This window comes from Lysinibacillus sp. JNUCC 51, from assembly GCF_015999525.1.
GTDB lineage: Bacteria > Bacillota > Bacilli > Bacillales_A > Planococcaceae > Lysinibacillus > Lysinibacillus xylanilyticus.
In genome coordinates this window covers 262739-276235 of record NZ_CP065545.1, presented here as the reverse complement: position 1 = coordinate 276235, position 13497 = coordinate 262739, and the positions used below count along the sequence as shown (strand labels likewise).

The 13497-nt window shown below is 32.8% G+C and carries 18 protein-coding genes and 2 pseudogenes; 17 read left to right on the top strand and 3 right to left on the bottom strand.

The window, feature by feature from the left end:
* Positions 1 to 87: 87 nt before the first annotated feature.
* A complete protein-coding gene (locus JNUCC51_RS01665; RefSeq protein ID WP_337990536.1) occupies positions 88 to 516 on the bottom strand; it encodes a HEAT repeat domain-containing protein in 429 nt (142 codons plus the stop codon).
* A 436-nt stretch (positions 517 to 952) separates the two neighbouring features.
* On the opposite strand from JNUCC51_RS01665, the gene JNUCC51_RS01660 reads away from it, so the two are divergent.
* The 9 genes and pseudogenes from JNUCC51_RS01660 to JNUCC51_RS01620 all read left to right on the top strand — a co-directional run.
* The gene (locus JNUCC51_RS01660) at positions 953 to 1408 is read left to right on the top strand and encodes a hypothetical protein (protein ID WP_337990535.1); all 456 of its coding nucleotides are present in this window, start codon (positions 953 to 955) and stop codon (positions 1406 to 1408) included.
* 155 nt (positions 1409 to 1563) lie between these two features.
* Positions 1564 to 1827 carry a hypothetical protein gene (locus JNUCC51_RS01655; protein WP_337990534.1) on the top strand — a complete coding sequence of 88 codons (264 nt, stop codon included), beginning with the start codon at positions 1564 to 1566 and terminating at the stop codon, positions 1825 to 1827.
* Positions 1828 to 2160: 333 nt separating this feature from the next.
* A complete protein-coding gene (locus tag JNUCC51_RS01650) occupies positions 2161 to 2874 on the top strand; it encodes an MraY family glycosyltransferase (RefSeq protein ID WP_337990533.1) in 714 nt (237 codons plus the stop codon).
* Between the two features lie 107 nt (positions 2875 to 2981).
* A complete protein-coding gene (locus JNUCC51_RS01645; RefSeq protein ID WP_337990532.1) occupies positions 2982 to 3431 on the top strand; it encodes a hypothetical protein in 450 nt (149 codons plus the stop codon).
* Between the two features lie 139 nt (positions 3432 to 3570).
* Positions 3571 to 3858, top strand: coding sequence for a YolC/YozM family protein (locus JNUCC51_RS01640; RefSeq protein ID WP_337990531.1), 288 nt, complete (start codon positions 3571 to 3573; stop codon positions 3856 to 3858).
* 228 nt (positions 3859 to 4086) lie between these two features.
* Complete coding sequence (locus tag JNUCC51_RS01635; RefSeq protein ID WP_337990530.1) at positions 4087 to 4323, top strand: NUDIX hydrolase; 237 nt, start codon at positions 4087 to 4089, stop codon at positions 4321 to 4323.
* Positions 4320 to 4532: an NUDIX hydrolase gene (locus tag JNUCC51_RS01630; RefSeq protein ID WP_337990529.1), complete on the top strand. Its 213-nt coding sequence runs from the start codon at positions 4320 to 4322 to the stop codon at positions 4530 to 4532. Before JNUCC51_RS01635 ends, JNUCC51_RS01630 begins: the two co-directional genes overlap by 4 nt.
* Positions 4533 to 4707: 175 nt before the next feature.
* Positions 4708 to 5193 (top strand): GyrI-like domain-containing protein, encoded by a 486-nt coding sequence (locus JNUCC51_RS01625; protein WP_337990528.1) that lies wholly within the window; start codon positions 4708 to 4710, stop codon positions 5191 to 5193.
* A 3-nt stretch (positions 5194 to 5196) separates the two neighbouring features.
* Positions 5197 to 5642: pseudogene (locus tag JNUCC51_RS01620) on the top strand (LysE family translocator); the annotation flags it as partial.
* Positions 5643 to 5708: 66 nt separating this feature from the next.
* Here the strand turns inward: JNUCC51_RS01620 and JNUCC51_RS01615 are convergent.
* Positions 5709 to 6662, bottom strand: coding sequence for a TRM11 family SAM-dependent methyltransferase (locus tag JNUCC51_RS01615; RefSeq protein WP_337990527.1), 954 nt, complete (start codon positions 6660 to 6662; stop codon positions 5709 to 5711).
* A gap of 250 nt (positions 6663 to 6912) precedes the next feature.
* Between JNUCC51_RS01615 and JNUCC51_RS01610 the strand changes: the two genes are divergently transcribed.
* Positions 6913 to 7737 (top strand): DNA alkylation repair protein, encoded by an 825-nt coding sequence (locus tag JNUCC51_RS01610; protein WP_337990526.1) that lies wholly within the window; start codon positions 6913 to 6915, stop codon positions 7735 to 7737.
* Positions 7738 to 7844: 107 nt separating this feature from the next.
* Here JNUCC51_RS01610 and JNUCC51_RS01605 read toward each other — a convergent pair whose 3' ends face one another.
* Positions 7845 to 8198 (bottom strand): hypothetical protein, encoded by a 354-nt coding sequence (locus JNUCC51_RS01605; protein WP_337990525.1) that lies wholly within the window; start codon positions 8196 to 8198, stop codon positions 7845 to 7847.
* 148 nt (positions 8199 to 8346) lie between these two features.
* On the opposite strand from JNUCC51_RS01605, the gene JNUCC51_RS01600 reads away from it, so the two are divergent.
* The 7 genes and pseudogenes from JNUCC51_RS01600 (at position 8347) to JNUCC51_RS01570 (ending at position 13440) form a co-directional block, all read left to right on the top strand.
* The gene (locus JNUCC51_RS01600; protein ID WP_337990524.1) at positions 8347 to 9054 is read left to right on the top strand and encodes a DNA alkylation repair protein; all 708 of its coding nucleotides are present in this window, start codon (positions 8347 to 8349) and stop codon (positions 9052 to 9054) included.
* Between the two features lie 131 nt (positions 9055 to 9185).
* Positions 9186 to 9622, top strand: a pseudogene (locus tag JNUCC51_RS01595) (SDR family oxidoreductase); the annotation flags it as partial.
* Between the two features lie 339 nt (positions 9623 to 9961).
* The gene (locus JNUCC51_RS01590; RefSeq protein WP_337990523.1) at positions 9962 to 10615 is read left to right on the top strand and encodes a hypothetical protein; all 654 of its coding nucleotides are present in this window, start codon (positions 9962 to 9964) and stop codon (positions 10613 to 10615) included.
* A 67-nt stretch (positions 10616 to 10682) separates the two neighbouring features.
* On the top strand, positions 10683 to 10988 hold the full coding sequence (locus tag JNUCC51_RS01585; protein ID WP_337990522.1) for a hypothetical protein: 306 nt from the start codon (positions 10683 to 10685) through the stop codon (positions 10986 to 10988).
* Between the two features lie 245 nt (positions 10989 to 11233).
* Positions 11234 to 11644 carry an SMI1/KNR4 family protein gene (locus tag JNUCC51_RS01580; protein ID WP_337990521.1) on the top strand — a complete coding sequence of 137 codons (411 nt, stop codon included), beginning with the start codon at positions 11234 to 11236 and terminating at the stop codon, positions 11642 to 11644.
* 370 nt (positions 11645 to 12014) lie between these two features.
* Positions 12015 to 12869, top strand: a complete 855-nt coding sequence (locus tag JNUCC51_RS01575; RefSeq protein ID WP_337990520.1) for a hypothetical protein — start codon at positions 12015 to 12017, stop codon at positions 12867 to 12869.
* Between the two features lie 67 nt (positions 12870 to 12936).
* Complete coding sequence (locus tag JNUCC51_RS01570; protein ID WP_337990519.1) at positions 12937 to 13440, top strand: DUF6630 family protein; 504 nt, start codon at positions 12937 to 12939, stop codon at positions 13438 to 13440.
* Positions 13441 to 13497 lie beyond the last annotated feature (57 nt).

Sequence of the window (13497 nt, the reverse complement as noted above, 5' to 3'; positions counted from 1 at the left end):
CGATGAACCGCAGCGTAAGATAAGAAAAAGCCATTCCCTCAACAAGCGGAGAGAATGACTTTCCTTCATAAATCGCAAAACTACTGATTATAGTTTTGCCCAACGTTCCTCTAACCAGTTCATAAATTCTACACCTTTGTCGCCTTCATACGCATCAAAGACATCTAAACGCATACGTTTTAGTTTATCCGCAAAGTCTGCCACTGTATGGTCCTTCGGCAAGCTCTTTTTCACACGTAGGAAAATTTTGTCTGTTCCTTTGATAATATCAAAACGTGCAGGTGATGGCTTCTCTACGTCCTCACCAAACGCCACGAGTGCTTCATAGGCTGCTAATTGCACCTTGTTGACAGTATCATGCTGCATACGATTCTTTAATAAATCTATGATTTTGTCATGTTGATAAGCCGATAACATTTCGACTGCGTCTAAACGCTCTCGCCAGCTAGACGTATAATTGGCCTGTTTTTTTAATGTTTCATACTGCTCAGGTAATGCTGTTTCAAAATGTTTCAAGTAATTGCACCTCTTTTTTTAACTAGAGGAAAAATGAATTCTTCTTCTGCTTCTCTTATTATACGTTGTCTGGGTGAAAATAGCTATGAATCGCTGGTAAGGATATATATATAGAAAATGGAAACTAACTACATTAAGGTAAACCGTACCATAAGTATGTACTATTCTTTATTAGAATTGCTTTTCTTATTAAATTAACGGGGAGGTTAGTTGAAGAGTATTGTTTAACTTGTTGTTCAACTAGCGGGCCAGATTGTTGAATAACATTCTTTTGCGAAAGGACCAAACGATGGTTTGGGGATTTTATTTAATTCAAATAACGAAGCAGAATACTTTATTAAAACGATGATAAATATTTAAAACAAATGAATGAACAGTATATGATAAGATGGTTATTAATTACATTAAATGATTTTAATTCTTATGGAGGGTATTTATGCATGATTTTTATTTAATAAAAAAGACCGAAACACAAGATGAAGATTTTTTTGAATATTTTTGGAGAGATGAAGAGCATTACAAAGATTTAATTGTTGAGTACATTGGACTTGAAGATAACATAGTTGAATATATTTATGATTCACTTACATGGATTCCATGCAGGAACCCTAGCTTGCCTGGAATGCCTAAACACATAGGCTTTAATAACATTGGCGTCACCCTATTTGATGAACATTCGGCTGTTTCCCTTATTTCTATTTTTACTGCTTGGATTGATTTATTAAAAAATGGTCCAAAAGAAATCCTAAAAATGATTTATTACCATAATTACTCCGAGGAAGAATTAGTGCGTTTCGATAGAGACTATGCGATAGCAAAATTTGAAAAATTCAGTTCTATAGCCAAACAACTGTCTGAGGGCAATTATTATATATATCATTTTGGGATATGAAAACCAAAAACTAATTTTACTGTGAGTAGATAGCGATAAGAGTTTATCCTGATTAACAATCATTAAGTAGTAATCGTTATCAAACACCGCTGTGGTAAGGTTATATATACTATATACTGGAATTCATAAAGTATTTCTGAAGGCGGTGTTGTTAATTGGAAAACAATGGAATAATACTTAATATCTTAAATGAAATCAAAAATGGAAATATACCAGTTCATACAGATTACAATTTAAATTTAGACATGTGGGCAGATCTTATTGAGTATATGCATGATAGAACATATATTGCTGATGTTACTATTTATTGGTTTGGGGATGATGATACATATTACGATGAAAGAGTTCACTCTGTTGATCTATCTAAAGCCAGACTTACAACTTTTGGAGAAAAATTTTTAATTGAAGAAATGAATTAATTATACAAATTTGATCCAAATAATGTTCCAGAATGCAAGTTTGGGCACACATTAAAAAGGCATGAATGTTGTTAAATCAACATTTGTGACTTTTTGTATGAACATTAATTATGCAGCTTTTTATGCAAAGGCTGTAAATCAGTATTTTTTACTCGGTACTTCAACTTTAACTAACAAAAACTCTAGTTGAAGAAGCGCCGCTGTTCTTATTAAACAAACGGTACAGTTTAGTTCAAAAAGCATTACCATAGTATTTGTGTGGTTTTTTCACAAATACTGTATAATTTGGAATTAGAAGAATATTTCTAAAGAAATATTTTAGGAGGGGAAAATTTGTTATATTTAGCTTTATTTATTGGTATCGTTTCAATTGTAATTACGGATAAGCTTACTCAAGCTTTTAAATTATCAAGCATTTTGGGGCTGCTTGGTCAAATCAGTGCGTCACTTGTAATAATAATGGTGGGCAAACTCGAGGTTAGTCATATTATTATAAATGATTATTTCGAATTAGGATATTTGGCGATTCCATTTACTTTATTATTTCTTGTAGGTTTTACAAATGTAATGAATATAGAAAAAGTGCAAAATCCTTCAATATTGTTGTTGCCATTCGTTTCTTTAGTTTGTTTATCAATAGCAGCTTTCTTCATAGGCAATTCATTTGTTTTAATAACTGGAATTTGTTCCAGTTTAACGATTGTGTTTATTCTGCTATACGGCTATTTTACTGGTAAAGTATTTGTAGGAAGAACGCTTACTACATCAATAGGTTTCATAATAGCCGTACTTTCAATATCCTTCATCGGAATATCTATTATAACAATTTATATTCCGTTATTTACTTTAGCACTACCATTCACTTTATATTATTTAATTCAAGATAAAATTACGAATGTACAATCAATTACAGTTAGCTTTTTAACAGCTATTTTATTTGGTGTATTAATGTACATAGTTCCTTTAAATATAATATGGTATCTCGTTGTTGGGTTAACGAGTATTTTGATTATCACGCAATTTTCACGTAAATATCGCTTTATTTAGAAATAAAACTTCTTACTCAACTAAAGGTGGGCGATTGTTCAATAGAGCAGTCGTTTTTTTTACTAACGGAGAAGGTGTTTGGGAAATGTTAACGGGGGTTAAATTTTATGAATTCTAATTATAAATGTTTTATTGATATCTGTTTCAGTGGTGGAGATATTCAATTTGACGTTTCGAATGTCACACAGTTATTTAGTTTTAAATCAGGTATAGGTTTTGTAGCCATTCCGCATTTTTTCTCAACTCTTTCTTCTTTATATAAGGGAGAAATCAGTGAGGCGAAATTGGATTGTCACGGAAACTTTGATTACTATATATTTTCCATTGATGGTATAAACCTTGTTATTGAACATATAAGCCATTATCCAGATGGTAAATTTAAATATCACTTTAAGCTGAAAGAGTATATCGAAGCTATTGATACAGAATTCCAAAAATATCTGCAACAACTTGAAAAGGAAGGAATATTACCTTTAAAAACTCAAGAATTTGCTCATCCATTAGGTGATGATGTATTAAATGCTTTTTATGATTTTTCATCACTTTTAAACCGTTAATATAATAAAACTATATACGTTGTTCAATTAACTGAGCTGGTTTATGAAAGGTAGTCAGTTTAATTAATTTTAATCTATATTGAAATGAAAAGTCATTTACGACGCAAGATTGTGATAAACAAATGATGGAGGGGAAAAAATGAGTGTTAAAAGAAAATTCGGAGCACTAATTTTAACGAGTGTTATTGTAATGTCTGTGGTATTTTGGTACGGGCAACAAAAGCCATATAGTACAGAGCAAGTTATAGACTCATTGTGGGATAAATATGAAGTACAAAGCACTCAAATTGGTGATACTGATCCAGTTATATCGATAGATGTATATGATAAAAATGATATACCTGAAGTTGAAAAGTATTTAAAAGCCAAATTGTCTGAAGATGATTTAGAACACTATGAAATCGAGGTATTTTCTCGGTGGTCGTGAATTTTTTGGTGAGACCACATTAAATCATTTTCCATTATCGGGCGCGATTTTGGAAATAGCGTGGCTGTTCATATGCAACTAAACGTTACTTGAAGAACGTTGAGTTGCGTATGCAGCTTTTTTTAACGGAGCAGGTTAAAAATATACTTGGAAATTATAGAGAGGATGTTCTTATTGGAAGTCCGACAAATGGCAACTGCATTCCTAATTCATCAAGGAAGGGTATTAATGATGAAAAAGGAAAAAAGTAAAATCTTTAATTTTGAATTTTGGGGTGGAATTGGAGGTCATATGGAATCAAATGAAATTAATTCACCAATGAAGGCTAGTTACAGGGAGATTGAAGAAGAGACAGGCTTTAAAAAAGACGAAATCAAAAACTTTAAGCTTAAATATATTCTGCTTGAAAAAAATAGCGGAGAAGTACGTCAACAATATGTTTATTCGGAGAAACAAAGCATATGAAGTTTATTCCGTCTGACGAAGGAGAATTATTTTGGGTTCCTAAGAATGAATTATCAGATTTATATACCTCAAAAATTATCAATTTAACTATTCAGCACTATTTAAATAATAAAAATATTGATGACATTTTTGTTGGAACGATGATGAATAACAATGAATCTAAATCTGAAATACATTGGTCAACTATCAAAGAGACTGCTGGTTTTTAGTTATTTATTATCTTAACAGTGAATTGAAACTTCAAATAAAGGAAGCAATTGTTCGATAAGAGCTACCGCTTCTTGTGCTAACGGTGCACTTTAGTGAAAGAAGGTATTCTACAAATAGATAGCGAAAAATGTTAAAAGGAATTTATAACGCTTTAGGAGAAAGGGAGAGAATAAATTGAGTTATGAAATTATAACGTTACCCGCCTATCGGACAGTAGGATTAAAATGGGAGGGAACATTCTCTCAAATTGTACCGAATTTAAAAAACGTCATTCAACAAGTTAAAAGCCGTGCAAATGAGTTAGAGAATAAGGTGAATCCTAATGTTCAATTAGGTCTATCTTATCATGTAATTGAGAATGGATTCGCACATTACGCGGTGTATGAAGTGAGTGAGAAGCAGGAAATTCCTGAAGGGATGATTGAAATATGGGTTCCTGAATGGACGTATGTGAAGACGACACATAATAAAGGAGAAGATGTGCGAAAGACCTATACGGATTTACATCAATGGTTATTTGTAAGTGACTATACCGCATTAAGAGAAGCTGGTGTAAATTACTATGATCCTTATATGCCGATTAAACATGAACATTATCCAGTTGATCGTGATCCGAATGATCCGCATTTTAATATTTATATACCGATTGTAAAAAAATAATATATGATTTATCTAATTTCTCCTTCTATTACACAAGGACGTATGGCAGTGATTCATATCACTTTTAGGTATAATGCTAGGATTTATAATTTACATTTATCGCTACAATGTTCGGACTTACAGTTTTAGTTCCATTCGTTTATGAAATGGTGAAGTGGTCAGGAGCCGTGTACTTATTATGGCTGGCTTGGAATTCGATAAAACGTGGTGCTACATCTATTCTCGAAACTCGTACAGCTTCTATAGAACCACCAAGGAAGTTTTTTTGATTGAAGATCCAGCAAAGGGTTCTTAACTTATTGACATAAATTACTGTAAGCTTTATAGTCAATCTCATTATTGTGATTGTAGCTAGTCGAGTTGCTAAATTGTTGGGCACACATCCAACTTGGTTAAAAGTCCAACGTTGGTTAATGGTAACTGTTTCAGACCAACAGAAAGAGACCTGATAGTTGTCAAGGTCTCTGTTTTATGTAGCCTTTTTAGAAATGATATTCATCTAATGATTGATAAAGTTATTCACATAATAGGATTTGACGTAAAAACGATTGCTTTTTAGCAACGCATCGATCTTTTATAATAAAACCTGCATCTTCTATCATGTCATCAATTGTTTCAATTGTAACGACAATAACCTTATTAGCAATCCGACGAGCATGTTTTATAATATCCAATTGATCTTCTGGTGATGAATGCGTAAATAAGTTATAGGGTAAATCAATTATTGCGACATCGTAGTGTTCTGTAACTTCTGCGATTGGACCTACAGTAATTTTTCCTGTTAGTCCAAAATAAGCGATGTTTTCTCGGGCACCTTTGCAAACATTGTAATATATATCTCGCCCTTCAATATTAATTCCCATCGAAAGGGCTTCAATTACTACTGTTCCTATACCACAACAAGGGTCGATCGCGCGAATATTTTGAGGATGGGGAACTGCGATATTCGCAACAGCGCGAGCAACTCTAGTACTAAGTGCCGTTGAATAACTATTTGGTTTGTGTAAATGTTTACGCCAAATGGATTCACTCTTCGTATACTTTCCAAAATACCATATTCCATCTATTAAAATAAGACCAAATATAATTTCAGGATGATTTAGGTCTGGTTCTCCATCAATACATAATCCTATCTCACGTTCTATCAAACGACGCTCTGACTGAGGGACTTTCTTCGTTTCACCTATATCCATATTATTTAAACAATCAACTTTGAAAGTTACTTCATTTATGTTTAAATCCTTCACCAAAGTCTTGATGTTCTCTACGCTATTATCTTCATATAGCACTTCAATTCTTTCTTGTATAAAAGGGCTACGGCTTGGATCAATTTTAATATTGCTTATTATATAGTTTGATTGGGAATCAATACTAAAAAATGAACGCATCTCCATTCTACAAAGATCATACTCGTCAATATGATGTACATATGTGTATATAAATTTACTTTTACTTTGTTCGTTGCTCAATTGATTACCGTCCTTTTATATTGTTGTTCACTTGATTTTACTAACGTTCATAAAAAACAAATGAAGTTACTCATTGTGTAATCGTATCATAGGCGTCTCTATCAAGCCACTCGATATCAATATCGATTCACAATTATGCTGATTTTAGGGTAATAGTGGAAATAATCTGGAAGGAGAAATAATATAAAGATAGACATGTATTCATTTCAACAGGTCGGATTTTATGTCCACAATAACAGGAGGGTGTTAAATGGTTGTAAAAGAAGATATTTTACATAGAAAGGGAGCTAGAAAGGCTAGCGATATACCAACCGAAGTTTTAACATTGCTGAATCAAGGAAAAATAGAGAGTGTTAATTTAACAGAGTGGCAAGCAGTTCATCATAGTACTTTGTTAAAGAATGTTCTCCCATCGATAGGACTAGAAGAAAAGTTAGAATTTATACTGACAGAGGTTGAGAAGCAAAAAGTTGAAACGGGAATGAAGGCTATACGTTTAATAGGATCTTTATTAGATAAAGTCTTGATGGATGAAAGTGATATAAAAAAAGAGGAGTTAATCAATATATGCGCTCATCACGTATCTGATAGTGTCCGATGTTGGGCGGCTTTTATGAATAAACACAATAATTATTCTTTAGAAGAGAAGCTTTTGTATATCCGACCTTTCGCAGCAGATCATCATTTTGGTGTTCGGGAAATTGCTTGGATGTCAATAAGGGAGGACCTTGCAGCGAATATTGAAATAAGTGTAGATTTGTTATCGGAATGGGCGAAAAGTGAAGATGAAAACATTCGTAGGTTCAGTTTAGAATCAATTCGTCCTCGCGGAGTATGGACAAAGCATATTGAACTTTTAAAGGAAGAACCGCAAATTGTACTTCCTATTTTAAATTTACTAAAATCAGATCCGTCAAAGTACGTTCAAGATTCTGTCGGCAACTGGTTAAATGATGCTAGTAAAACTCAACCAGAGTGGGTAGTAAACCTATGTGATGAATGGCAAAAAGAATCTCCGACTAAGGCAACTGAGAGAATCATTAAAAAGGCTCAAAGAACAATTGTGAAAAGTTAAACGTTTTTTAAAGTTGCTTGCTGCATTTGAAGACGAATGGTAGAGAAGTCTATTACATCCTGAATTTTTACATTATAAGAACCATCAAGCCAAACAAGCAATAGGTATTAATCCTGTTGCTTGTTCGTTTTGTTTTGCCTGATTGCTAAATATAATGAGAAACTAATTGCCATAAACATTATCACAGAAAAAATAAATGAGAACGTGGATTTATAGTAGATTGATGTAATCAATAAGACAAGAGAACTAATGATAATAACAACACGTAATAATATATCTGTTTTTTCACTTGGATTAAAAAAATCCTGAATAATAGCAAATAAATAAGCCGAACCGAAAAATAGAAGATACTCATAAACAAAAACAGGCTGTACATAATCAGGAATACCAAAATAAATAATTTCAAATATAAAAATGAGCAACACTACATACTTGGAATATTTGTTAAAAAAGTTTAACAAAGTATCACTCCTTCATATTAAAAGATTAACACATACTGTAAAAAAGAAATAAATCATTTTAGTTTTCAATATTTAATTGTCTATAGGATAATGGTTATATTAACGGCAAAATATTTGAGCGAATACTCCAAAAAAGGAAGTGCGAAAAATGAATTTAGAAATGGTGATGCAGGAGCTTGGGGCTCTAGGCAAGGAACGAACTAAAAAAATCTATATATCCAATGGTGCGCATGAGCCACTTTTTGGCGTGGCAACAGGTGCAATGAAGCCAATCGCTAAGAAAATAAAAATAAATCAACCGTTAGCTGAAGAACTTTATGCCACAGGGAATTACGACGCAATGTACTTTGCAGGCGTTATTGCAGATCCAAAAGCGATGACTGTGTCAGATTTTGATCGTTGGATGGATTCGGCATATTTTTATATGCTGTCAGATTTTGTGGTAGCGGTAACTTTAGCTGAAGCAGATATTGCTCAAGAAGTTGCTGATAAATGGATCGCAAGTGGTGAAGAGCTGAGAATGTCAGCGGGCTGGAGTTGCTACTGTTGGCTTTTAGGGAATCGCTTAGACAATGAATTTTCCGAGAGCAAAATTGCCAACATGATTGAAACAGTGAAAAATACGATTCACGATTCGCCAGAACGAACGAAATCTGCTATGAATAATTTTCTATACACTGTTGGACTTTCATATTTACCACTCCATGAAAAGGCTGTCGAAATTGCAAAGGAAATAGGTCCAGTAGAAGTTAAACGAGATAAGAAAAAAAGCAGTGTCCTGAACGCTTACGAAAGTATTCAAAAGGACGTAGATAAAGGAAGAATTGGTTTCAAACGCAAATATGTAAGATGTTAAACAATTGCCATCCATCACGAACAATATATCAAATCTTGTTTAAGAGAGAATTTCAATTTTATTTGAAATTCTCTCTTTTTTTATAGTTACTTAACTTTGTGATACTAATGGAAGTTTTTTCTTATGAAGTTGAATGGAATAAAATAATGGACATTAACTTAAATGGCTGCATTATTGGTATGAAATATGTGATTCCTGAAATGCAAAAAGCAGGCGGGGGCTCTATTATCAATATTTCTTCAATTGGCGGTATTGTTGGTATGGCAGGTACAAGTCCGTACACAGCGGCTAAAGGAGCACTAAGAGTACTTTCAAAATCAGCTGCAGTTGAGTACGGAAAAGATAAAATCCGTGTAAATTCCGTACATCCAGGTATCATAGTGACACCAATGACAGCACCAACGATGGAAGAAGGAGGCGCTCTTCCTTTCTATAAAACGTATTCGCAGCTTCCATAATTTGGTGAACCAGAGGATGTTGCCTATGGCGTTGATTTTTAGCATCTGACGAATCACGCTTTATGACAGGTGCAGAATTAGTTATTGATGGCGGTTGGACAGCTATTTAATAAAGAACAATTAAGCTTAAAAACTAGGTTTCACACAGAATGTGAGCCTAGTTTTTTTTATTACATACGAAAGTAGATTCTGGTATGAAACAAAAAAATAAGTAAGCTAAAGAAATGACTAGATTATTGAGAAATAGTTAGGGTAGCGGAACTTGATATTTATGGTAGGATAAAGATAAAAAGGGGTTTTATCCCACGTTGTTTACAGGCACAGAAATCGATGCCTGAATTAAATTAAAATCGTTTTAAATGCTGGAATGTACACGCTGTTTGATCCTGCTGACGGATATGGATAATCAAACTCACAGCGCCTGTGCATCATTGGAGGTATAAAACGTTATGCCATTATGGAATGATTTTATAAATGCCCAAATTCCTAATGCAGGAAGCGGTAAATGGTTTAAAAACATAAATAATTCAAAGCAGTATGGTGTTGAAATAAAAAACGAAGAACTCGTCATTTCTAGGTATCGTGAAAAACACTGTTTACAATACGACTATTTAGATCTAAAAATAGTCGGCACAGATTATGGAGAATGGGGAGGCGAGTTAAAAGTCGTTTATCCAGACTCGACAGAAATAGTATTAAAAAAGTGTAATGTTAAATCAATCTTTGAATATGAAGGGAGTATATATTTTCTAGAAGGGTTAGAACATTTGTATCTGAATACTGGTTATTTATATCAGTTGATTTACGATGGTACGAACTTTTCGATTACTGCGTGTCTTGATTTAAAAGAGTGTCCAATCGCTTTTTATATATTCGATAGTCACTTGTATGTAATATCTAGCGAAAATTTATTTAGTTTATCTATCGAAAGTAGATCATTTAAAAAGAATATTATATTTAATAATTTCCCGTTCAGTGCATTTGTACCGAACTCACTTGTTGTCTATAAAGGGGATTTTATTATAGGGATGAGAGGCGGATTAGGGAGAATAGATTATGAAAACATTAAAAATGTGCAGTATATGCAATTGAAAAAAATTTGATTTTCAATTTTTCATAATGATGAGCCTGCATCGGCAACGAAAAATGTCTAAGATTGGAGATAGGTTTATGAAAGTAGAAGAGGCATTAGAAATAGTTTATGAAAATACTATTGGTGATAACTCAATACTGAGGGAGTTACAGGGTGGGAAAGGATTAAATCATCAAAGCTACAGACTCTTAATCGAAGCAATGAAAAAGTTAATTGAAGAATATAAAGATAAATCTGAAGTTCCTAAGAAGCTCGCCTTGTGTTTTGTAGATATAAGTAATTATTTTTATTTTAACGAGGGAAAATACACGAAAGAGGAAAAAGAAGAGTTCGAAGATGTTGTTCACGAAATCTCTAGTTTGGCTGGGAAGTTATTTGAATAAAGTTTAGAAGGAATTTATATAAATAGTGTTGGTTTCTAAGTACTGTTGAACTATACCATATTATATAGGATTATGTATGATATCTAAACTTGCAATAACATGGTCCTACTAAATTTAAAATTGTATTTGATTTCAAACGAAATGAGAAATTCAAATTTTGATACTTCATATATTGCAAGGAGGTTGTATCACTGTTTTATAAGTGCTCATTACAGTTAACACGAAAAGATTTAGAAGAGATTGAAATGCTACTAGGCTTTCAACTCCCTCAAGAATTGAAGGATCATTATCTACAATATAATGGTGGTTTACCTAAAGAACCTTGCTTTTTTGAAGAACATTCAGGTTTGGAAACTCGGGTACAAGTTTTCCTTCCGATGAAATATCGTAACAATATCGGTTACACATTGGAAGAAGGATATTTAGATTTCAAAAATCGAAATATTATCCCAAAAAAGTATCTACCGTTTGCAAATGACGCGGGTGGGAGTGTTTTTTGCATAGATCTTGATTCAAAACAAGTGGTTCTGATTTATTTAGATTTAGGAGAAGTGACAAACAGATGTATTAAGTTTTTAGCAAATAGTTTTATGGAATTTATCAATAATCTCGAGGAATACATAGATGATGAAGAAGATGATTTAAACGAATTTTGATATTAATAAAAATGCCATCCAGTTACAAAAACAACAAAAAGAAATGGAGTTAAATTCAAATGAAAAAAATTGCAATGAAGGTATACAATTTAAAGAATTAACCTTCTTGAAGGGGCGGTTTAACTTATATAAAAATATGTATATTCAATTGAAAGCTAATTATAAAACTTAAGAATTACAGTGGGAGTGATTAAAGGGGGGATATTATTATAATTTTACCTCTTTTGAAATTGAACGAACAGGATTTACAAAAGGGAAGTTATTGAAAAAAGAACCTAAAAAAAGGATCAAATTATTGCTTATGGTAAGGATAAGATTTTGCATTTGGGGAAATCAATTGTAAGTCTAAAAATCGAAAAGGGGAGGAAGAATGCGAACTAATAAATATTGGAAATATTTTAATCGATCTATAAAAGAATACAAAAAACGAGTAATTTCAGATGAAGAAGTAAAAGAAATACTAGATAATCGACTAAATGAAATGAAAGACTTAATTCAAAAAAACGAACGAAATCGTTTAGCTGATCGCTTAAAAATATTAATAGGTGTTCACCTTGAAATGAATGCAAAAAATAGAATACTAAATGGAGAAACATCTGCATGGATTTTATTAGAGCAACAACTTTTTTGGTTGAACCAAATGGTTAAAAGCAATCCAAGTGGAAGAAATGTATCGGACAGGCAAATTGGAGGGCTTATTGGGCTTTCCTTATTGTGGGGTTATGAAGATATTGCAGAGCTAACATATAAATATGCAACTAATATGTTCATGAAAGATCAAAATTTTTATTCAGAGAATAAGACTCATCATGTTTTTATGACATGCCTATATCACAAATGGAAAACGGGAGAAATGCCTGAATTGCTAAATATTTTACCAGAAGATCATGTCTACCAAAAATTAATCCGTAGTTGGAACGATACAAATGATTTTGGAGAGCATCTTCATGAACTTTGTGATTTTCACATCTATAGTCTAAGCGACACACCAGATAAATCAAGTGAAATTTTATCGTTCGACTGTATTCCTTACGATTATTATTGTATTCAATTAATAAGAGAAAAAGAAGGACTAGCCACACCTAATATAGAGCATCCGTTGCTTCAAACACCTCTGGCTGAAATTCCAAAGGATAAACCTGGGTATAAACTTGATGAGGATGAGATATTGCAATTTGTAATTCAAAATGAAAAAGTACCTGATTCGCAACGGATTATACGTTAAAAGCACTTGATTGTGAAATTTAATAGAATTTAAGATACCTTTAACTTCTAGGTGGAGGAATGATGATATGAATGCAATGCTGTTACTTGTGAAAAAGCTTTCATGCGATATGGAAGAACAAATTTTTTCAGAGGTTTCATTAGCTATAGAAAAGCCAGAAACCTATTTCGAGAAGTTCAAAGACCGACTTGATGAAAGAGGAATAGATAGTCCGATTGAACAATTGGCATGGATTTCTTTAGTTGATGGACTTCTTGATCAAGATTTAGCATTTGAAATCGATTGGAAAGAATCAGGGTTATACATTTGCGATGTTGTTGACGAATTATTGGATAGGAAAAAAATGGAGTCCGTAAGCTGGGAAGAGTTTGAAGATGGAGAATTTGATGAGCTGCCAACATCTGAGTTTTTAAATGAAGTTTCCAAAAAATTAAAGGAAAAGGGACTTTCGTTGGCATGTTTAGATATTGATAGTGACTGTTACGTTCTAATCACTGTTCCATCATCTGACATTGATGATATTAAGAAGTTGGCACAAGAAGCGGGATATAGAATTCAAGATTCTTTCTGAAATAGCTATCCTCATTCTCGTTAGAATATTCCCAAGTAATTTTCCTGATAAAAAATA